Source organism: Paracoccus sp. (in: a-proteobacteria) (assembly GCF_046289755.1).
Classification (GTDB): domain Bacteria; phylum Pseudomonadota; class Alphaproteobacteria; order Rhodobacterales; family Rhodobacteraceae; genus Paracoccus.
On record NZ_JBKBVD010000006.1, the window covers coordinates 1 to 18,943 of the forward strand.

The 18,943-nt window shown below is 66.9% G+C and carries 21 protein-coding genes and 1 tRNA gene; 12 read left to right on the forward strand and 10 right to left on the reverse strand.

What is annotated here, in order from left to right; translation table 11 throughout:
* The first annotated feature begins 141 nt into the window (after positions 1–141).
* On the forward strand, positions 142–357 hold the full coding sequence (locus tag ACK41U_RS03295; protein WP_409675895.1) for a hypothetical protein: 216 nt from the start codon (positions 142–144) through the stop codon (positions 355–357).
* A gap of 620 nt (positions 358–977) precedes the next feature.
* On the opposite strand, the gene ACK41U_RS03300 is transcribed toward ACK41U_RS03295, so the two are convergent.
* The 6 genes from ACK41U_RS03300 to pdxH form a co-directional block, all read right to left on the reverse strand.
* Entirely contained in the window at positions 978–1,208 is a 231-nt protein-coding gene (locus tag ACK41U_RS03300; RefSeq protein ID WP_409675898.1) for a hypothetical protein, read from the reverse strand.
* Between the two features lie 9 nt (positions 1,209–1,217).
* Positions 1,218–1,886 (reverse strand): hypothetical protein, encoded by a 669-nt coding sequence (locus ACK41U_RS03305; RefSeq protein WP_409675901.1) that lies wholly within the window; start codon positions 1,884–1,886, stop codon positions 1,218–1,220.
* A gap of 660 nt (positions 1,887–2,546) precedes the next feature.
* Positions 2,547–2,623, reverse strand: a tRNA-Pro gene (locus tag ACK41U_RS03310).
* A gap of 40 nt (positions 2,624–2,663) precedes the next feature.
* Positions 2,664–3,194 carry a DUF192 domain-containing protein gene (locus tag ACK41U_RS03315; RefSeq protein WP_409675904.1) on the reverse strand — a complete coding sequence of 177 codons (531 nt, stop codon included), beginning with the start codon at positions 3,192–3,194 and terminating at the stop codon, positions 2,664–2,666.
* Positions 3,181–3,777: a cold-shock protein gene (locus ACK41U_RS03320; RefSeq protein ID WP_409675907.1), complete on the reverse strand. Its 597-nt coding sequence runs from the start codon at positions 3,775–3,777 to the stop codon at positions 3,181–3,183. Before ACK41U_RS03320 ends, ACK41U_RS03315 begins: the two co-directional genes overlap by 14 nt.
* Positions 3,778–3,914: 137 nt before the next feature.
* On the reverse strand, positions 3,915–4,529 hold the full coding sequence (gene pdxH, locus ACK41U_RS03325; protein WP_409675910.1) for a pyridoxamine 5'-phosphate oxidase: 615 nt from the start codon (positions 4,527–4,529) through the stop codon (positions 3,915–3,917).
* 84 nt (positions 4,530–4,613) lie between these two features.
* Between pdxH and fabI the strand changes: the two genes are divergently transcribed.
* The 4 genes from fabI (at position 4,614) to ACK41U_RS03345 (ending at position 7,502) form a co-directional block, all read left to right on the forward strand.
* Entirely contained in the window at positions 4,614–5,450 is an 837-nt protein-coding gene (gene fabI, locus ACK41U_RS03330) for an enoyl-ACP reductase FabI (RefSeq protein ID WP_409675913.1), read from the forward strand.
* Positions 5,447–6,064 carry a LysE family translocator gene (locus tag ACK41U_RS03335; protein ID WP_409675916.1) on the forward strand — a complete coding sequence of 206 codons (618 nt, stop codon included), beginning with the start codon at positions 5,447–5,449 and terminating at the stop codon, positions 6,062–6,064. Before fabI ends, ACK41U_RS03335 begins: the two co-directional genes overlap by 4 nt.
* A gap of 10 nt (positions 6,065–6,074) precedes the next feature.
* Positions 6,075–6,578 carry a xanthine phosphoribosyltransferase gene (gene gpt / locus ACK41U_RS03340; RefSeq protein ID WP_409675919.1) on the forward strand — a complete coding sequence of 168 codons (504 nt, stop codon included), beginning with the start codon at positions 6,075–6,077 and terminating at the stop codon, positions 6,576–6,578.
* A 129-nt stretch (positions 6,579–6,707) separates the two neighbouring features.
* Positions 6,708–7,502: a PRC-barrel domain-containing protein gene (locus ACK41U_RS03345; protein WP_409675922.1), complete on the forward strand. Its 795-nt coding sequence runs from the start codon at positions 6,708–6,710 to the stop codon at positions 7,500–7,502.
* A gap of 86 nt (positions 7,503–7,588) precedes the next feature.
* On the opposite strand, the gene trpE is transcribed toward ACK41U_RS03345, so the two are convergent.
* The 4 genes from trpE to ACK41U_RS03365 form a co-directional block, all read right to left on the reverse strand.
* The gene (trpE, locus tag ACK41U_RS03350; RefSeq protein ID WP_409675924.1) at positions 7,589–9,097 is read right to left on the reverse strand and encodes an anthranilate synthase component I; all 1,509 of its coding nucleotides are present in this window, start codon (positions 9,095–9,097) and stop codon (positions 7,589–7,591) included.
* Positions 9,097–11,079 (reverse strand): SurA N-terminal domain-containing protein, encoded by a 1,983-nt coding sequence (locus tag ACK41U_RS03355; RefSeq protein ID WP_409675928.1) that lies wholly within the window; start codon positions 11,077–11,079, stop codon positions 9,097–9,099. The genes trpE and ACK41U_RS03355 overlap by 1 nt, the downstream gene beginning before the upstream one ends.
* A gap of 66 nt (positions 11,080–11,145) precedes the next feature.
* A complete protein-coding gene (locus ACK41U_RS03360; protein ID WP_409675931.1) occupies positions 11,146–12,321 on the reverse strand; it encodes an aminotransferase in 1,176 nt (391 codons plus the stop codon).
* Between the two features lies 1 nt (position 12,322).
* Complete coding sequence (locus ACK41U_RS03365; protein ID WP_409675934.1) at positions 12,323–13,126, reverse strand: hypothetical protein; 804 nt, start codon at positions 13,124–13,126, stop codon at positions 12,323–12,325.
* Between the two features lie 221 nt (positions 13,127–13,347).
* Between ACK41U_RS03365 and ACK41U_RS03370 the strand changes: the two genes are divergently transcribed.
* From ACK41U_RS03370 to lexA, 7 genes are all read left to right on the forward strand, one after another.
* Complete coding sequence (locus ACK41U_RS03370) at positions 13,348–13,938, forward strand: anthranilate synthase component II (protein WP_409675937.1); 591 nt, start codon at positions 13,348–13,350, stop codon at positions 13,936–13,938.
* On the forward strand, positions 13,935–14,954 hold the full coding sequence (gene trpD, locus ACK41U_RS03375) for an anthranilate phosphoribosyltransferase (protein WP_409675940.1): 1,020 nt from the start codon (positions 13,935–13,937) through the stop codon (positions 14,952–14,954). The genes ACK41U_RS03370 and trpD overlap by 4 nt, the downstream gene beginning before the upstream one ends.
* Positions 14,951–15,589, forward strand: coding sequence for a uracil-DNA glycosylase (locus ACK41U_RS03380; protein ID WP_409675943.1), 639 nt, complete (start codon positions 14,951–14,953; stop codon positions 15,587–15,589). The genes trpD and ACK41U_RS03380 overlap by 4 nt, the downstream gene beginning before the upstream one ends.
* A 94-nt stretch (positions 15,590–15,683) precedes the next feature.
* Complete coding sequence (trpC, locus tag ACK41U_RS03385; protein WP_409675946.1) at positions 15,684–16,475, forward strand: indole-3-glycerol phosphate synthase TrpC; 792 nt, start codon at positions 15,684–15,686, stop codon at positions 16,473–16,475.
* The gene (gene moaC, locus ACK41U_RS03390) at positions 16,472–16,945 is read left to right on the forward strand and encodes a cyclic pyranopterin monophosphate synthase MoaC (protein WP_409675949.1); all 474 of its coding nucleotides are present in this window, start codon (positions 16,472–16,474) and stop codon (positions 16,943–16,945) included. Before trpC ends, moaC begins: the two co-directional genes overlap by 4 nt.
* Positions 16,942–18,144 (forward strand): gephyrin-like molybdotransferase Glp, encoded by a 1,203-nt coding sequence (glp, locus tag ACK41U_RS03395; RefSeq protein WP_409675952.1) that lies wholly within the window; start codon positions 16,942–16,944, stop codon positions 18,142–18,144. Before moaC ends, glp begins: the two co-directional genes overlap by 4 nt.
* 71 nt (positions 18,145–18,215) lie before the next feature.
* Positions 18,216–18,932 (forward strand): transcriptional repressor LexA, encoded by a 717-nt coding sequence (lexA, locus tag ACK41U_RS03400; RefSeq protein ID WP_409675955.1) that lies wholly within the window; start codon positions 18,216–18,218, stop codon positions 18,930–18,932.
* Positions 18,933–18,943: the final 11 nt, after the last annotated feature.

Below are 18,943 nucleotides of genomic sequence, written 5' to 3' on the forward strand. Positions count from 1 at the left end.
AGTAGGGGCGAAGGCGCGCCATCTGCGCTTCCGTCAGCCAGAACAGGTTGCTCATTGATCGGTCTCCTTGCGGCGGCCTGAATCACGTAAAGGGCGTAAAATCAATGGGTCTGGAGCCTAGAACGGTATTCTCGGACCGCAATGCCGCCGCCACGTGACCCTTCGAGGATTTCGCTGCCTCACTTCTTTGGCGGCACCGGGCTTGAGGTGTTCAGCTTTGCCGGACTTCCGCTCGCCCGCATCCGCTCCGCGAACGCCCTGCCCGCCTCGAATGTGCTTTTGCCACCCGCGATCGTCTGCACCAGCGCGCGCGCTCTGGACGGGCTGGAGGTTCAGGGTGCGGAATGGTGCCGCTGAAGGTGCCCCGCTGCTGCATGAACAGCGCCCGATACAGCGGCCATCCAGTCGGCGCGCGTAGGCGGCGCAGTGGGCGATGATCTCGTTGACGGGATAGCGGGCGCGGCCGGGCCACCAGCTGACAGTCAGGCGCATTCAGCCCGGTCTGGATCGACCGGACGGGTTGGCGTGCCATATCGATTCTCGATGCAAAAAGCCCCGCGCGATGGCGGGGGCCAAGGACAGGAGTGCAAACCTGTCCAGAAGGACAGGTTTACCAGAACGTCAGGTTGAGTGATAAGCGCCGCAACAACCGGGCGGCTCTGTGTTGTTGGTTTCTGAGTTCAGTCGCCCGGTTGTTGGCCCTTCTCCATGCCGGGCCAGGCCAGCGGTCGCCGGTTATTCAGTCGGCTGACGCAAGTGTCGCGCCCCTCGAAATGATGGGGACAGCCGCCAGGACAATCTGTGCGCGCGCCAGTGAATCGCGCAAAATCAACCCGGGATCTGCCTCGGCATTGCGACCTCCCTCGGAGAGATTTCGTAAAAGCGCGATCAATTTGCTGCAGATTATCGTCATAGCCATCAGCCTTGTGCTCGGAGGTGGGGAAGAAATGTATGTACCATATTTCAACCGCCTTGAGCTATGTCGCTTGCGCGCGCGTGGTATGCAAGTTGTATACTTGTGTTTTTACGGTCATGCGCCCTGACCTGCCCTCGGTCGGTCCCGCGTTCATGAACGAGAGCCTGCCGGTTTGAGATTGGTCGTCGGCGGTATCCTTCAGCGCCCCGCTGGCCGCCACCCGCGCGTCCCTGTCCGCCAGCTGGCGCAGGTTGCGTTGCAGCTCGGCGTCGTCGATCGAGATCTTCGGCATGGCGCAACCTCAGGGTCGGAACACATCGCCTTTCGGCGCGCTGCGCACGATGCCGCTGATGTTTCTTTCCACCCGCCGGGATTGGCGTATGATATCTTGTCCGTCGACCATCGGCGGCACATCAGGAGCGACATCATGGCCAAGGGCATGGACAAGCGGAAACGCGACGAGAAGAAACCGAAGAAGGAAAAGCCGAAGACGAATGCCTCGGCCCCCAGCACCAAGGACGTTGTCTCGAAAGCGGTCGCGAAACAGAACCAGTAATCTCAGCCCGGAGGACCGCGCCCACCCGAAGAGGGTTGAGCGCGGTTCGCCAGCGCCCGTCACCGAATTTGCGGGGGACGGAAACGACGAGCGCGGGGCCGATCCCGGTCCGGCGCCGCATCCCGTCAACCTGCGCCGCCAGTTCCAGATGGCGAGCCAACCCGTAGCAGGCATCATCGCGTCAAAGGCATCGGCGGGGCGGATCGCTTTCCGGCCAGCATAGTGGCGATGCACGGCCCCGACCCTGTCCTTGCCCACCGGCAGCGGCTCGATGTTCTGAGCCAGCACGAAACTGCCGCTGGCCAGCGAGGCGCGGATGTCCGGGCCGCATTCTTCCGGGATCAGGTTACCTGCCGACATCATGGCCTTGCAGCGCGCCGCCGCGACCGCCATCCGGTTTTCCGGCTCATTCACCGCCATACCCTGTCGAAAGGACAAGGAAAGAACTTCGGGCTGGTGCGTTGAGTGTGCAGTCAAACACGGGTTGCCGGCTGAACCACAGACGGACAAGCCGGACCCTCGGAGGAACTGATCTTGAAATACGTCATCTTTATGCTGGCCCTCTCCGCTTGCGCCACACCGCCCGTTCCCTATGTCAGCTGCAATACAGAGCGCACGGCCTGCGCATCCAGCCTTGTCGAGTACAGCCGCTAGGGCGCGGCATTGTCCGGCCGGAACGCGTGACGCGGCACCGGCGGGACAATGCCGTGGCCTCAGTCGTCAAAAGCTGATCAGCGCAGCTGCGATTGTTCAGGGGTGTTCACCTGACGGCCCGTCGCACGACCTTCACCGGAGCCGGGCTTCGCCGCGCAGCAAAGGCCGCGCGGGAGGTCGGTCCCGAGGCGATCTCAAAGGCATCCACCGCATCCGCAAGAAGCTCGCCGATGGCAGTGGGCGCGAATGTCACGATGCCTGGCGAGGCAAAGGAGCGCCGAAGTTCCGGGAGACTGGAGGCAGGGGCGGACCGGAAAGAGATCGCCACGCATATGGGGGAGGGTCGCCGACGCATGCAGCCGAAAGGGATCGAGCACAATCTGGCGCTGTCACCGGCCACCTCAGGAAAGGCCCAGGTGCTGGTCGGGGCGATAGGATTCGAACCTACGGCCTACGGTTCCCAAAACCGTCGCGCTACCAGGCTGCGCTACGCCCCGACAGCGCGCTTCTAGCGGATTGCGGCAAGGGGGAAAAGCCCTATTGGCAGGGCCATGCGGCAAATGCCGGATCAAGTCGGGGATGTGCCATCGCCTGCCCGCGGGCCAGACCGAGGCGCGCGGCCTCTCCACCCGCGATCTCCAGCACCATCAGGCGCTCGGGCGCCGGATCCAGAGGCGACGCGCCGGGGATCGGGGTCTCATCCAGCGGTCTGGCATTGCGGTGAATATGGCGGATCACACCCCGTTCATCCATGAACACAAGGTCCAGCGGGATCAGCGTGTTGCGCATCCAGAAACTGACAGGCTCGGGCGATTCGTAGATGAACAGCATCCCCTCACCCGCAGGCAAGGACCGGCGATACATCAGGCCCTGCGCACGCGTGGCAACCGTATCGGCAATCTCGACCTCGAAGGTCAGAGCGCGGCCATCGGGCAAGGCAAAAACCGCCAGGTTATCCCGGCAAACTGCCATCTGGGCCGATGCCACGGGTGCGGCCTCTGCCGCGCCGGAAAACGGCGCCAGAGAGGCCAAAGCGAGGATCAGGCCGAAAAGACTATTGCGCAACATGGGCAAGATAGCTGGTCGCATCGTCATGATGCTCACCATCGTTTCCCACCGGAACCCGGTCACCCGGGACCGCACTGTCCCACGACGCGACCTGAGCGGCCATCAGACCGCGCGGCCCTTCGATGACACGCAGGCAGATTGCTTCGCCGATGACAAGGTCTGCAAAACCGGAATGGCGCACAACCTCAATATGTATAAAAACGTCATCAGGATGCCCGAACATGTTTGCGAACCCGAATCCCTTGGATTTATCGAACCATTTGACCCGCGCCGGGCGCAGCGGCAACGAATCGAGGTGCTCGATGACCTCCATGTCCAGATCGGCAATCGGCGGCATTCCCGTCGCCGCCGGAGGGTCGATCGACAGGACCTCGGCGGCCTGCAGCCCGCGGGTCGTGGTCTGCACCAGAACCGTCACGCGGGACTGATCCGCAACCGAACCGCGACCGAAGTTCCGCAGGACGTTGGCATGCAGAAGAATGTCGGTCCCGCCGATGTCGTTAAGTATAAAGCCGTATCCCTTGGCCGGGTCGAACCATTTAACCAGCCCGGTCACACGCGTCAGGCCAACATCATCTACCATTTCATTCCCACGTCGTCATTCGGGTTACACTTGATACAGGATTAGCCGCGTCGCCGCGCACGTACAACATCGAGGTTGGGTGTTTGTCTGTACAAAGTAAAGCGGGCAATTAGACCGATGTTATCGCCCTCGTCAACTCATGGCGAGAGGCGTGTCACACACCAGCGGTTGTCCGCCTCTTTTGTCCAAACAAATCTATCGTGAAGACGAAAAGCACCGTCTGCCCAGAACTCGATCTGGTCAGGTTTCAGGCGGTATCCCCCCCAGAAGGGCGGTCTCGACGGATTGGTTCCATGGCGCAAACCCTGCCGCGCAGCCTCGGCCAGGAGGGCGCCGCGCCCCGACAGGGGCTGCGACTGACGCGATGACCACGCGCCGATCCGGCTTTGCAGGGCACGGCTGGCGAAATAGGCGTCAGCCTGCGCGCCCTCTTCGCGGGAGACATGGCCGCGCACCCTGACCTGACGACGCAACGTCTTCCAGTGCATGACAAAAGCCGCCTTGCCGCTGGCCTCGATCTGGCGGCCCTTGGCGCTGTCGTAATTGGTGTAGAACACGAACGAGCCATCGGTGCCGGCGCCGTCGATGTCCTTCAGCAGCACCATGCGCGCGTCGGGCATGCCGTCGGGGTCGACCGTCGCCAGCGCAATCGCGTTGGGGTCGTTGGGCTCGACGGCCTCGGCCTCGGCCAGCCAGTCGCGCACGATCTGAAACGGATCGTCGCCGGCAAATATTCCACTGCGTTCATCCATTGCCCGGTCCTTGCGCGCTTGAAGCCCCAGAGTGATTGGCCTAATCACAATTCAAGAAAATGGTGAAAGCGCGGGGAACAGCCAATGTCAAGCGAGCAGCGGTGCGGCCTTATGGCGGGCAAGCGCGGCCTTATCATGGGGCTGGCGAATGACAAATCAATTGCCTGGGGCATCGCGAAGGCCCTGGCTGCCGAGGGCGCGGAACTTGCCTTCAGCTATCAGGGTGAGGCGCTGAAAAAGCGGGTCGGCCCGCTGGCCGGGCAGCTGGGCTCGGATCTTGTGCTGCCCTGCGATGTCTCGGACGAGACCACGATCGACCAGTTGTTCGCCGATCTTCAGGCGAAATGGGGCGGGCTGGATTTCATCGTCCACGCCATCGGCTTTTCCGACAAGGAACAGCTTCGCGGCCGCTATGCCGAAACCACCCGCGACAACTTCATGATGACGATGGATATTTCCGTCTATTCCTTCACGGCAGTCGCCCGTCGCGCGGCGGCGATGATGACCGGCGGCGGCTCTATCCTGACGCTGACCTATTACGGCGCCGAACGCGTCATGCCGCACTATAATGTGATGGGCGTCGCCAAGGCCGCGCTGGAGGCATCGGTCCGCTATCTGGCCGAGGATTTCGGCAAGGACGGCATCCGCGTCAATGCGATCAGCGCCGGACCGATCAAGACGCTGGCCGCCAGCGGTATCGGTGACTTCCGCTATATCATGAAATGGAACGAGCTGAACTCGCCCCTGCGTCGCAATGTCACGCAGGAAGACGTGGGCAAATCCGCGCTCTATCTGCTGTCGGATCTGGGCAGCGGCGTCACCGGCGAGACGCATCACGTCGATGCAGGCTATCATGTCGTCGGCATGAAGGCGGTGGACGCGCCCGACATCGACGCCACCAAGGGGCGCGACCCAGCATGACGATTGCCGCGCTGGTTGCGATCTGGCTGGTGCATCTGGCGGCGGCGATTTCGCCCGGCCCCGCCGTGGTGCTGGCCGCGCGCACCGGCCTGCGCGAAGGGTTTGGACGCGGGGCGTGGCTGGCCGTCGGCATCGGCCTTGGCGCCTGCATCTGGGCCGCAGCGGCGATCTTTGGTCTGGCGGTGCTGTTCCGTGTCGCCCCCGGCCTGCTGGTCGCGCTGAAATATGCGGGCGCGGCCTATCTGCTGTATCTTGCCTGGAAGATGTGGCGCCACGCCCCCGAGCCGCTGGAGACGGGCCTTTCTGCGGGCACCGCGCGGCGCGGGGCCCTGGGCCTTGTCTGGCTGGGCATTGCGGCACAGCTGGCCAATCCCAAGCCCGCCGTGTTCTTCGGCACCATCTTTCTGACCTTTCTGCCGCCACAGGCGCCGGTCTGGGCCTATCTGCTGATCCTTGCCCTGATTTTTGTGAATGATGCGGGCTGGAATGTCATTGTGGCGCGGATTTTCTCGCTCGAACGGACCCGGCGCGGTTATCTGGGGCTGAAGACCACGATCGACCGCGTATTTGGCGGACTTCTGGGCCTGATGGGCCTCAGGCTTGCGACCACGTAAGGAGCACCTCATGTCATCCGACCGCCTGCCCCACGAAAAGGGCTTTCATGTCAGCTGGGACCAGCTGCACCGCGACGCGCGCGCGCTTGCCTGGCGCCTTGACGGCACCGAATGGCGCGCCGTGGTGGCCGTCACCCGTGGCGGGCTGGTGCCCGCCATGATCGTCGCGCGCGAGCTGGACATCCGCACGATCGACACAATTTCGATCCGCTCTTACAAGGGCGTCGGGACCGGGGCCGGTCAGGGTCAGCTTGAAGTGCTCAAGCGCCCGGATGCCGAACTGATGGGCGATGGCGAGGGTATTCTGGTCGTCGACGATCTGGTCGACAGCGGTCGCACGCTGGAACTGATCCGCGAGATGTACCCCAAGGTTCACATGGCCACCGTTTACGCCAAGCCCAAGGGCAAGCCGATGGTGGCAAGCTACGTCACCGAGGTCAGCCAGGACACGTGGATCTTTTTCCCCTGGGATATGGCGCTGCAATACGTGCAGCCGTTCCGCGGTCAGGACTGACGGATCGGCAGGGTTCCGCCGCATTGGTGCATATCTGAACGGTCACCGGGGAACCGAAGCGCTGCCGGAATGATTGTCCTGTCAATCGCGCCCAACAACCCGGGTGCGTCAATTACAGGAGGATTTCACATGCGCAAGTTCCTTTTGACCAGCGTTGTCGCCCTGCCCTTTACCGTGGGTGCGGCCTTCGCTCAGGATGCGGTTCCCGCTGCAGATCCGGCCATGCAGCCTGAAACGACGGCGCCGATGGCCGCGGATCCGATGACCACGGATACGATGACCACCGAGCCGATGGCTGACGATATGGCTGCCGGGGAAACTGACGCCGACGAAATGGCCGCACAGGCCGCAGCGGCGGAAAAGGTGGTCCAGCAGCAGGCCGCGAACGAGTTGCGGATCGACTGGATCACGGGCACCACCGTTGCGTCCCCCGACGGGACCAATATCGGTTCGATCAGCGACCTGATTGTCGACGGCGATACGGGTGAGCTGAAAGCCGCCGTGATCGGCGTTGGCGGTTTCCTGGGGATCGGTCAGAAAAACATCGCACTGCCGTGGGATGATTTGTCGATCAACTATGACGCCCGCGAGATCACCAGCGATCTGACCACTGACGAAGCCGACGCGGCGCCCGAATATGTCTTCCGTGACCGTACGGATGCGCCGGCAGCTGACGGTATGGCGACTGATCCGGCGATGGCCCCGGCTGGCGACCCGGCGATGGCGCCCGCAGCTGATCCGATGGCGGCAGAGCCGATGGCCGACCCCGCTGCTGACCCGATGGCCGACCCCGCTGCTGACCCGATGGCGGACCCCGCCGCTGACCCGATGACGGACCCCGCCGCGGACCCGATGGCGGACCCGGCAGCCGACCCGATGGCGGACCCGGCAGCCGACCCGGAAACCCCTCCGGCGTCGAACTGATCGCGACGTTTCACACCATATGATCTGTCAGATGACAAACGGCGGCCTCCGGGCCGCCGTTTTCCGTTCTGCCACCGATGGCAGGTTCAGCTGTTGGTGCTGCGCACAAAGCGGGCGGCCTCTTCGGCGGCGCGTTGCAGCGCGCGGCTTTTATTGACCGTCTCCATGAACTCAGCCTCGGGGTCGCTGTCATAGACCACGCCGCCGCCCGCCTGAATGTACAGCGCCCCGTCCTTGACGACACCCGTGCGCAGGGCAATGCACATATCCATCTCGCCATTGGCCGCGAAATAGCCGACCGCGCCGCCATAGACGCCGCGCTTTTCCGGCTCCAGTTCGTCGATGATCTGCATGGCGCGGACCTTGGGTGCGCCGGACACCGTGCCGGCAGGCAGACCCGCCAGCAGCGCCGACAGCGCATCCTCGCCCTCGCGCAGCTGCCCCACCACATTCGAGACGATGTGCATGACATGGCTGTAGCGTTCGATCACGAACTGTTCGGTCGGCCGCACCGTGCCGGGGCGCGCGACGCGGCCCACATCGTTGCGGCCCAGATCCAGCAGCATCAGATGCTCGGCCAGTTCCTTGGGATCGCCCAGAAGATCGGCCTCCAGCGCGCGGTCCTGCGCTTCGTCGGCACCACGCGGGCGCGTGCCCGCGATGGGGCGGATCGTGACCTCGCCGTCGCGCAGGCGCACCAGGATTTCCGGGCTGGCGCCGACGATCTGAAACCCGCCCATGTTCAGAAAGAACATGAAGGGCGACGGGTTGGTGCGCCGCAGCGACCGATACAGCGCAAAGGGCGGTAGCGGAAACTCCATCCGCCAGCGCTGGCTGGGCACGACCTGAAAGATGTCGCCCGCGCGGATATAGTCCTTCGCCCGCTCCACCGCCGCCAGATAACCGGGCTTCGAGAAGTTCGAAACCGGCGCCCCGATCTGCGCATCCTCGCCCAGGGCGCGCGGCTCGGACGGCGCGCGGTCCAGCGATTTCAGCGCGTCCATCACCCGCTCGGCGGCGCGGGCATAGGCGGCACGGGCATTGTCGGACCCGTCATGCCAGGCGGGCGCACACAGCGTCACCTCGCCCTTGACCCCGTCCAGCACCGCCACGACCGAAGGGCGCATCAGGATCGCGTCGGGCAGGTCCAGCGGGTCGGGGTTCACATCGGGCAGATGTTCGACCAGCCGGATCATGTCATAGCCCAGATAGCCGAACAGCCCCGCCGCGACCGGCGGCACGCCCTCGGGCATAGCGTCGATCCGGCTTTCGGCGATCAGCGCGCGCAGACTGTCCAGCGCCGGGGCCGGATCGTCCTGATACGCGTCCGAGAACCGCGCCTGACGGTTGATCTGCGCGCGACCGTCGCGGCATTGCCAGATCAGGTCCGGCTTCATGCCGACGATCGAATAGCGGCCACGTACCTCGCCCCCCGTGACCGATTCCAGCATGAAGCTGTGCGGCGCGGCCTCGGCCAGTTTCAGCATCAGGCTGACCGGCGTGTCCAGATCGGCGGCCAGACGGATCGTCACAAGCTGGTTGTGTCCCTCATGCCATTCGCGCTGAAAGGCGTCGAAATCCGGCGAAAGCTGCATCACTGAACCTGCGTATTGACGGCGTTAATGGCGGATTGGTTGACCTCGATCCGCTGCTCGCGCTGAACATGGCGGGCATAGTAGTCAAAGATATCGCCCTGCAGCGACTGGCTGACACGCTCGGCCACACGGCCCTGGATCATCTGTGCATCCTCGCCCGAAAGATCCGCATCGCCGATCTGGTCAAGGCGCACCAGCAGCACGAGATTGCCCGCATCGACCACCTCGACCTCGCCCGGCTCATCAATCTCGAAGGCCTGCACCATCACCGGCTGCGGCAAGTCCTGAACCCACGCATCGCGCGTCAGGCCGGTTTCGGTCGTCCAGGGATCATCCTGCGGATCGTCCTGCGCACCCGCCTCTGGCTGCACAGCGTCCTGCGGGGGTGCGGGGACCGCCGGGTCGTTCTGCGGAACCGGGTTCTGAACCACGCCGTTGCCGCCGGTCACAGGCGCGTCGCCGTTTGCGGGCACGGTATCGGACAGCGCGGCCACACGCAGGTCATCGGCCAGTTCCAGAAGCTGGCGCTGCACCTCGGCCTCGCGCCAGTCGGCCAGAACCGCGTCGCGCACCTCGTCAAAGGGGATCAGCGCCGGCGGCACCACCTCATCGAGGCGCAGCGTGAACACACCGCCATCGGCAAGCTCCAGCAGTTCGGGAAAGTCGCTCTCGCTGATGTCGGCGGCGCGGTCGCGGAAGCTCTGATAGCCCGCGATACTGCCCTCGGCGGGCTCTTCATCGGCGTTCCAGTCGATCTGATCCGCCTGCATCTCGGTCTCGGCCGCCAGGTCCTCGATCGAGGCGCCGCCCGCCAGCAGGTCTTCGTAGTCCGGCGTGCGGTCCTGGATCAGACGCACGGCGCGCGACAGGGCCGCCTCGGCGCGCAGACCCTCGCGGGCCTCTTCAAAGGGAACGTCCACCGGATCGAGGATCGCATTGACCGAGAACAGCGCCCAGCCCAGATCGGTCTGAACCGGCCCCACGACGCCGTTCTGGTCCAGCGCAAAGACCTGCGCCCCGGCGGCGCCAAGCTGCGCCTCGCTGACCGCGCCCAGATCAATATCGTCCAGCGTCAGCCCGCGTTGCAGCACGAAGGCCTCGAAGGGTTGTTCGCCCACAGCGACAGCGTCGGCAGCGGTCTGGGCCTCGGCCTCGCTGGCAAAGATCAGGCGGCTGACCATGCGCCGCTCGGGCTGCTGGAATTCGTCGATGTTCTGGTCATAGACGGCCCGCAGCGCCGCCTCGTCCAGCGTGACCTCGGCGGCCAGCATCTGCGGTGTCACCCAGGCATAGGAAATGCGCCGCCGCTCGGGCGTGGTGAAGCGACCGGCATTGGCGGCATGCCAGGCCTCCAGCGTGGCCTCGTCGGGTTCGGCCACCGGGGCGGGCAGATCGGCCTCGGTCAGTTCGCGCCAGCTGAAATCGCGCGTCTCCAGCACCCAGCGTGTGGTCTGATCGACCACCGGCGCGGGCGCCACAACGCCGCCCGCCACGGCGCGCTGCAGCAGCATGCGGGATTCGTCGGCGCGGACGGCGGCCTCGAAATCGGCCTCGGACAGACGCTCGCGGCGCAGGACCTCGGCATAGGCGGCGCGGTCAAAGCGACCGTTCGGGCCGCGGAATGCCTCGGCGGCAAGGATCGTCTTTGCCACCTGCTCGTCACCGACGGACACGCCCATGCCGCGGGCCTGTTCCGCAAGGGCGGCTGCGGTGAACAGGCTGGCCTGCACCGCCTGCGGCACCCCCATCGCCTGCGCCTCGGCCATGGACAGCGGCTGGCCGGTCTGGCGTGTGATCGCCATCATCTCGCCGCGCAGGGCGCGGGCATATTCATCGGCGGTCACGCGGGTTTCCCCCACCTGGCCGATGGCGGTCGAGCCGCCCGAAAAGCTGGTGACGCCAAAGCCCCCCAGCCCCAGCACCATCAGACCCATCAGGATCCAGACGACGGTCGATTTACCCTTGGTGCGCAGGTTGGCCATGGCGGGGGTTTCCTCCTTCTTGTATCGCTGCCGTCTTAGGACGGCGCAGGCGTGGCGACAAGGGCGTCAGCCCCGCAATTGCCCCAGCCTTCCGGCAAGTTGACCGATGCCCGCCGCATCGACATTGGCGAATGCCAGCCGCAGGTGGCGCGCGCCCGCCGGATCATCGGGCGGCGTGAACATCGTGCCGGGCAGCGCCAGCACGCCGATCTCGCGCACCATCCGCCGCGCCAGATCGGCCGAGCTTTCGGCAAACGGATGTTCCACCCATGCGAAATAGGCGCCGACGCTTTTGACCCGCCAGCCGGGCAACGCCGCCAGCGCCGTTTCGGTGGCCGCCCGGCGCGCCAGAATCTCGGCGCGTTCGCCCGCCAGCCACGGACCAAGGTTCACCATCCCCCACAACGCCCCGATCTGCCCCAGCTGCGAGGTGGAAATCGCCACGGTGTCGAGAAACTTCTCGATCTGGGCCATGCGGGCGGTGGCCGCGATCAGCGCGCCGACACGGTGCCCGGTCAGGCGGTAGGCCTTGGAAAAGCTGTAGAGCTGGATCAGCGTCCGGTCCCGGTCAGGCCGCGCCAGCAGGTCATGCGGTGCGCCGTCGCGGCTGTCGAAATCGCGATAGGTCTCGTCCAGCACCAGCGCGATGCCATGCGCCTGCGCCAGATCGAAGAACCGCGCGACCAGTTCGGCGGGATATTCCGCGCCCGAGGGGTTGTTGGGCGTGACCAGCACGATGGCCCGCGTGCGCGGCCCGATCAGGACTGCGGCCCGGTCGGGATCGGGCAGCAGGTCATCACCGCAGGGCAAGGGCAGCGTCTGCACGCCCGCCATGTCCAGCCACATCTTATGGTTGAAATACCATGGCGTCGGCAGGATCACCTCGTCCCCCGCCCCGGCAAGGCTGGTCATCACCGCACAGAACGCCTGATTGCAGCCCTGCGTGATCGCCACCTGCGCGGGCGCCACCTGCCCGCCATAGCCGCGCGAGAATTCCTGCGCCACAGCATCGCGCAGATCGGGATTGCCCAGCACCGGGCCATAAAGATGCGCCTCGGGCCGGTTCAGCGCCGCCTCGGCAATCACGCGGCGCAGCGCCTCGGGGGGCGGATCGACGGGGGCCGCCTGACTGACATTCAGCAGCGGCCTGTCGGGGGGGAAGGTCACGCCCTCCAGCCAGCGCCGCGCCTCCATGACCGGCGGGGCGAAGGTGGCGGCAAGCGCGGGGTTCAGGGGGGCCATGTCAGTCACGCTCCAGTCGGCGAAGATCGCTGAGATCGGGGGGAAGGGACAGGTCCAGCGCCGGGGCATAAAGACGCGGGATGGCAACGGGCGCCACGGCCTCGGGCGCGGCATCGGGCGCGGCATCCGCTGTGGTATCGGGCTTCTCCTGAGCTGCACCCTCCGGTGCAGGCAGAGGCAGCGGCACCTCGTCACGGGCGTCGCGGGGACCAAGCGCGGGCGGGGTCAGCGGCGGCGTCGAGAAGGACGCATCCGGCGCCGCGTCCGGAAAGGTGATGGCCGGGCTGGCGGATTCGGCCTGAGCGGTGGGTTGGGCCGGCCCCTCGGGGTCGGCGGCGGTCTCGGGCCGCCCGGTGCCGCCGGTTGCCGCAACAGGTGCAGCCTCGGTCTCCGCGACCGGAGGCACAATGGCGGGCGCCAGGGCCGAAGGCTGGTCCACAGGCCCGCTGACCGCTGCGGGCAGTCGCGGCGGCAGATCCCCGCCACGCCCGAATTCAGACCCGACCGGCAGATCCATCGTCCCCGCCTGGGGCGATGCCTGCGCGTCCGGCAGGGTCTGCGCATCGGGCACCGCCTGCGGTCCGGCTGCGGGCGGGACCGCGTCCGGCGACGACGGGGGCACGCCGGGTGCAAGGGCCTGCGGCACGGGACTGTCGGCCACAGGGTCGGCCACAGGATCCGCCACCGGCGCGACGTCGGGCGCGGGCGCCTGCCGCGGCAGGGGCGCCAGCAGCGACCAGCCCAGCAGGACCGCCGCGCTGAGGCCCGCACCATGGATCACGCCCCGAAAGAAACCGCCTGCCATCTGCCCCGTCCTTGGCGCGCATATGCGCCGCCCGTTCTGTTCTGTTGTCCGCATCCGCCGCCGCATCCGCCGCCGGACCCGCCGCCCGAAAACCGCCAATTGCCTTTTCAGGCCGGGCTGCTCTTGACCCCCGGATGCGCTTTGCCTCATCTATAGCCGACGCTTTCGTGGGGGGAAACCGCCCGCGAAGCACCCTGCCCGTCCAGCCCACAGGTGGCCCCATGATCCTTCTGATCGACAATTACGACAGCTTCACCTGGAATCTGGTGCATTACATGGGCGAGGCCGGGGCCGAGGTCGTGGTGCGCCGCAACGACCAGATCACCGTGGCCGAGGCGCTGGCCATGGCGCCCGACGGCATCGTCATCTCGCCCGGCCCCTGCGATCCGGCGCAGGCGGGGATCTGCCTCGACCTGATCCGCGCGACAGCCGACCGGGGCATTCCGCTGCTGGGCGTCTGCCTGGGCCATCAGGCCATCGGCGAGGCGTTTGGCGGCCGCGTCGTGCGCGCCACCCGCATCCTGCACGGCAAGGTCGATGCGATCCGCCATGACGGCACCGGGGTCTTCACCGGCCTGCCCTCGCCCCTGAACGCGACCCGCTATCACTCGCTGACGGTCGAACCCGAAAGCCTGCCCAACTGCCTGCGCGTCACCGCCACCTCGGATGACGGCACCATCATGGGGCTGATCCACGAGGCGCTGCCGATCGAGGGCGTGCAGTTCCACCCCGAATCCATCGCCTCGGAATACGGGCACGAGATGATCCGCAACTTTCTGGCCCGCTGCCCGGCCCGCAAGGACGCCGCATGACCGACATCCGCCCGCTGATCGGCATTGCCGCCACCCGCCCGCTGACCGGCCCCGAGGCCGAGGCCGCCTTTTCAGCCCTGTTCGACGGCGCCGCCACCCCGGCCCAGATCGGCGGCCTCCTGATGGCGCTGCGGGTGCGCGGCGAGACGGTCGATGAGATCGCCGCCGCCGCCCGCGCCATGCGCGCCCGCATGAACCGCATCACCGCCCCCGCAGGCGCGATGGACATCGTGGGCACCGGCGGCGACGGCAAGGGCACGCTGAACATCTCGACCGCCACGGCCTTTGTGGTGGCGGGCGCGGGCGTGCCGGTGGCCAAGCACGGCAACCGCAACCTGTCGTCGAAATCGGGCGCGGCGGATGCGCTGACCCATATGGGCATCAATGTGATGGGCGGGCCTGCGGTGGCGCAGCAGGCGATCACCCGCGCGGGCATCTGCTTCATGATGGCGCCGATGCACCACCCGGCCATGCGCCATGTCGGCCCGCCGCGGGCCGAACTGGGCACGCGCACGGTCTTCAATCTGCTGGGGCCGCTGACCAACCCGGCCTCGGTCCGCCGCCAGCTGACCGGCGCCTTCAGCGCCCAGTGGATCCGCCCCATGGCCGAGGTGCTGCGCGATCTGGGCTCGGACGCGGCATGGCTGGTCCATGGCAGCGACGGCACCGATGAGATCAGCATCGCAGGCCCGACCCGCGTGGCCGCGCTGAAAAACGGCCGGATCGAGGATTTCACCGTCACCCCCGAAGACGCAGACCTGCCCCGCCACCCGTTCGAGGCGATCATCGGCGGCGAGCCTCAGCACAATGCTGCAGCCTTCCGCGCATTGCTGGACGGCGCGCCGGGCGCCTATCGCGACGCGGTGCTGCTGAACGCCGCCGCCGCCCTGATCGTGGCCGACAAGGCGACCAGCCTGCGCGAAGGCGCGGCCATGGCGGCGCAATCCATCGACAGCGGCGCCGCCCGCGCACGGCTGACCGCATTGGCCGACGTCACCGGCCCGCCCGAACCGTGACCCCGCCCGAGCCCTGGGCACATCTGCCCTTCTTCACCACCGATTGGCCCGACCTGCGCGACCGGCTGACCGCAGGCCCCGGCTGGCTGCCCGGCCCTGACCGCCTCTTTGCCGCGCTGAGCGCAACCCCGCCCGACCGGGTGCGGGTGGTGATTCTGGGCCAGGACCCCTACCCCACGCCGGGCCATGCCAACGGACTGGCCTTTTCGGTCACGCCGCAGACGCCGCTGCCCCGCTCGCTCTCCAACATCTTCACCGAACTGCGCCAGGATCTGGGCACGGCCCCCGCCACCGGCGATCTGTCCCATTGGGCCGGACAGGGCGTGCTGCTGCTCAACACCGCGCTCAGCGTGCCGCCGGGGCAGGCGGGCGCCCATGCGACATGGGGCTGGGACCGCCTCGCCCGGCAAGCCGTGACCGAGGCGCAGCGCCACGGCCCGCTGGCTTTCCTGCTCTGGGGCAGGCACGCACAAAGGGCGCTGGCGGGCCTGCCGCGCCCAGAGGACCTGACCATCGCCACCGCCCATCCCTCGCCCCTCTCGGCCCGGCGCGGCTTTTTCGGCTCGCGCCCCTTCAGCCAGATCAACAATTGGCTGACCGCCCGCAACGCCCCCCCCATCGACTGGACAAGATAACCTCTTCTTCACGAAAATATCCCGGGGGGAGTCCGCAGGACGGGGGGCAGCGCCCCCCTTCCCCCGCCCGCGACCACGCGCTAGAACAGCGGACATGGACATCCTCGACAAGATCAAGGCCTACAAGCTCGACGAGATCGCGGCCGCCCGCGCCGCCCGTCCGCTGGCCCAGCTCGACGCCGCCGCCCGTGCGGCCACGCCCCCGCGCGGCTTTGCCCGCGCCCTCGACCGGGCCGCCACCACCGGCCCGGCGCTGATCGCCGAGATCAAGAAGGCCAGCCCCTCCAGGGGCCTGATCCGCCCCGATTTCGACCCGCCCGCACTGGCCCGCGCCTATCAGAAGGGCGGGGCTGCCTGCCTGTCGGTGCTGACCGACGGGCCCAGCTTTCAGGGCGCGCCCGAATACCTCACCGCCGCGCGCGACGCCTGCGATCTGCCTGCTTTGCGCAAGGATTTCCTCTACGACACCTATCAGGTGACCGAGGCGCGCGCCTGGGGCGCCGATTGCATCCTGATCATCATGGCCTCGGTCGAGGACGCGCTGGCGCGTGATCTGGAAGACGCCGCCCTTCACTGGGGCATGGATGTGCTGATCGAGGTCCATGACGCGCCCGAACTCGACCGCGCCCTGCACCTGAAATCGCCGCTGATCGGGATCAACAACCGCAACCTGCGGACCTTTGACGTGACGCTGGACGTGACCCGCGATCTGGCCCCCCGCATCCCCGACGACAGACAGGTCGTCTGCGAAAGCGGGTTGTTCAGCGCCGCCGATCTGGGGGCGATGATGAAGATCGGCGCCCGGCGCTTCCTGATCGGCGAAAGCCTGATGCGGCAGGCCGATGTCACCGCCGCCACCCGCGCCATTCTGGACGTCGCGGCATGAGCCTGACCCATTTCGACGCCGCCGGTCAGGCGCATATGGTCGATGTGTCGCACAAGCCCGCGACCGCGCGCGAGGCCGTGGCCGAGGGGCTGGTCCTCATGTCCCCCGCCACGCTGGCCCTTGCCCAGGGCGGGGCTGCCAAGGGCGATGTGCTGGGCGTGGCGCGGCTGGCCGGGATCATGGGCGCCAAGCGGACCGCCGATCTGATCCCGCTCTGCCACCCGCTGCCGCTGTCCCGGGTCGCGCTGGAGCTGACCGCCGACCCCGACCTGCCCGGCATCCGCGTGACCGCCACCGTGCGCACCACCGGCCCCACCGGCGTCGAGATGGAGGCACTGACCGCCGTGTCCATCGCCTGCCTGACCGTCTATGACATGCTCAAGGCCGCCGAAAAGGACATGCGCATCGAGGGTATCCGGCTGCTGCGCAAGACCGGTGGAAAATCAGGCCCCTACGAGGCCGCACCATGATCACGGTCGACGCGGCGCTGGCGCATGTTCTGGCCCTCGCCGCGACGCCCCGCGCGGAAACGGTCTCGCTGGCGCAGGCCTATGGCCGCGCGCTGCTGTCCGCCCCTCCGGCGCGGCTGACCCAACCGCCCTTCGATGCAGCCGCCATGGACGGCTACGCCCTGCGCGAGGCCGACCTGCCCGGCCCGCTCGACCTGATCGGGGAATCGGCCGCAGGCCATCCGTGGCAGGGCACGCCCCGCCCCGGCACGGCGATCCGCATCTTTACCGGCGCCCCGGTGCCGCCCGGCTATGACCGCGTCGAAATGCAGGAAAACACCGTCCGCGACGGCGACCGGGTCACCGTGACCCGGCCCTCGCAGGGCCGCCATATCCGCGCAGCGGGCAGCGATTTCAGCACCGGCGACCGGCTGGCCGCCGGGCGTCGCCTCTCTGCCGCCGATATCGGCCTGCTGGCCGCGATGAACCTGCCGCAGATCGAGGTCGCCCGCCGCCCCGAAGTCGCCATCCTCGCGGGCGGGGATGAGCTTGTCCCCCCCGGCGCCAGCCCGGCCGCGGGGCAGATCATCAGCTCCAACGATCTGGCCATTGCCGCGCTGGTGACCGAGGCGGGCGGCGTGCCGCGCCTGCTGCCCATCGCGCGCGATACAGCCGACAGCCTGCGCGCGGGCTTTGCCGCAGCCATCGGTGCCGATCTGCTGGTGACGATTGGTGGCGCCTCGGTCGGCGATCACGATCTGATCGGAAAGATCGCCGCCGAACAGGGGTTTGAGCGATCTTTCTACAAAATCGCCATGAGACCGGGAAAGCCGCTTCTGGCCGGGCGCCTTGCCGGAATGCCGATGCTTGGCCTTCCCGGAAACCCTGTTTCGGCAATCACTTGCGCGATCTTATTCATGCAACCTCTCATTCGCGCGATGCAAGGCCTCGCGCCGATGCAACCGCTGCTCCGCGCCCGTCTGGGCTGTGATCTTGGTCCCGAAGGCCCCCGCCAGCACTATCTGCGCGCGCGGCTGGACGGCGGCTGCGACCTGCCCTGCGTGACGCCTTTCGGCGATCAGGACTCGGCCCGCCTGTCGCTGCTGTCGCAGGCCGATGTGCTGATGATCCGTCCGGCCCATGACGGCCCGCGCCGCAAAGGCGAGACAATCGACTGCCTGCCCCTGTCCACGCAGCGCTTAACCTTTTGTTCAGCCTGAAATGTTCTGCTGATTGACGCGATTTTGCCGATAGGCTAGAACATTAGCAGAACTTGGAAGGTGAGGCCGCCATGCTGACGAGAAAACAGATCCAGTTGCTGGAATTCATTCAGAAACGCATGGCCAGGGACGGCGTCCCGCCCTCTTTCGATGAAATGAAGGACGCTCTGGATCTGCGGTCCAAATCGGGCATCCACAGGCTGGTGACGGCGCTGGAGGAACGGGGCTTCATCCGTCGCCTGCCCCACCGCGCCCGCGCGCTGGAAATCGTGCGCCTGCCCGACGCCCTGACCCAGCGCGACAGTTCCGAACGGAAACCTGCCTCCGAAGGGTTCACGCCCCGCGTGCTGACCAACACCCGCGCGCCCCGCCCACGCGGCGCCATGTCGGTCGTTGACAGCCCGGCGGTGGAACTGCCGTTGATGGGCCGGATCGCGGCAGGCGTCCCGATCGAGGCCATCAGCGAGGCATCGCATCACATTGCGGTTCCGGGCACCATGCTGACCGGCCGGGAGCATCACTACGCACTTGAAGTGACAGGTGATTCCATGATCGAAGCCGGGATCAATGACGGCGATGTCGTCGTGATCCGCGAGCAGGACACCGCCGAGAATGGCGACATCGTCGTCGCCCTCGTCGACAATCAGGAAGCGACGCTGAAACGCTATCGTCGTCGCGGCGCGATGATCGCACTGGAGGCGGCGAACCCGAACTATGAGACGCGCATCCTGCCCGAAGACCGGGTACGCATTCAGGGCAGGCTTGTCGGGCTGATCCGCAGCTACTGAATCACCAGCGA

Bases quoted from the DNA above. Each gene is read 5' to 3' on its own strand.
- lexA (WP_409675955.1), top strand. From the start codon at position 18,216: ATGCTGACGAGAAAACAGATCCAGTTGCTGGAATTCATTCAGAAACGC.
- ACK41U_RS03315 (WP_409675904.1), bottom strand. From the start codon at position 3,194: ATGTTGCGCAATAGTCTTTTCGGCCTGATCCTCGCTTTGGCCTCTCTG.
- ACK41U_RS03300 (WP_409675898.1), bottom strand. From the start codon at position 1,208: ATGCCGAAGATCTCGATCGACGACGCCGAGCTGCAACGCAACCTGCGC.
- pdxH (WP_409675910.1), bottom strand. From the start codon at position 4,529: ATGGATGAACGCAGTGGAATATTTGCCGGCGACGATCCGTTTCAGATC.
- ACK41U_RS03345 (WP_409675922.1), top strand. From the start codon at position 6,708: ATGCGCAAGTTCCTTTTGACCAGCGTTGTCGCCCTGCCCTTTACCGTG.
- ACK41U_RS03370 (WP_409675937.1), top strand. From the start codon at position 13,348: ATGATCCTTCTGATCGACAATTACGACAGCTTCACCTGGAATCTGGTG.
- fabI (WP_409675913.1), top strand. From the start codon at position 4,614: ATGTCAAGCGAGCAGCGGTGCGGCCTTATGGCGGGCAAGCGCGGCCTT.
- ACK41U_RS03360 (WP_409675931.1), bottom strand. From the start codon at position 12,321: ATGGCCCCCCTGAACCCCGCGCTTGCCGCCACCTTCGCCCCGCCGGTC.
- ACK41U_RS03355 (WP_409675928.1), bottom strand. From the start codon at position 11,079: ATGGCCAACCTGCGCACCAAGGGTAAATCGACCGTCGTCTGGATCCTG.
- trpD (WP_409675940.1), top strand. From the start codon at position 13,935: ATGACCGACATCCGCCCGCTGATCGGCATTGCCGCCACCCGCCCGCTG.
- ACK41U_RS03335 (WP_409675916.1), top strand. From the start codon at position 5,447: ATGACGATTGCCGCGCTGGTTGCGATCTGGCTGGTGCATCTGGCGGCG.
- gpt (WP_409675919.1), top strand. From the start codon at position 6,075: ATGTCATCCGACCGCCTGCCCCACGAAAAGGGCTTTCATGTCAGCTGG.
- trpE (WP_409675924.1), bottom strand. From the start codon at position 9,097: ATGCAGCTTTCGCCGGATTTCGACGCCTTTCAGCGCGAATGGCATGAG.
- moaC (WP_409675949.1), top strand. From the start codon at position 16,472: ATGAGCCTGACCCATTTCGACGCCGCCGGTCAGGCGCATATGGTCGAT.
- ACK41U_RS03365 (WP_409675934.1), bottom strand. From the start codon at position 13,126: ATGGCAGGCGGTTTCTTTCGGGGCGTGATCCATGGTGCGGGCCTCAGC.
- trpC (WP_409675946.1), top strand. From the start codon at position 15,684: ATGGACATCCTCGACAAGATCAAGGCCTACAAGCTCGACGAGATCGCG.
- ACK41U_RS03295 (WP_409675895.1), top strand. From the start codon at position 142: ATGCCGCCGCCACGTGACCCTTCGAGGATTTCGCTGCCTCACTTCTTT.
- ACK41U_RS03320 (WP_409675907.1), bottom strand. From the start codon at position 3,777: ATGGTAGATGATGTTGGCCTGACGCGTGTGACCGGGCTGGTTAAATGG.
- glp (WP_409675952.1), top strand. From the start codon at position 16,942: ATGATCACGGTCGACGCGGCGCTGGCGCATGTTCTGGCCCTCGCCGCG.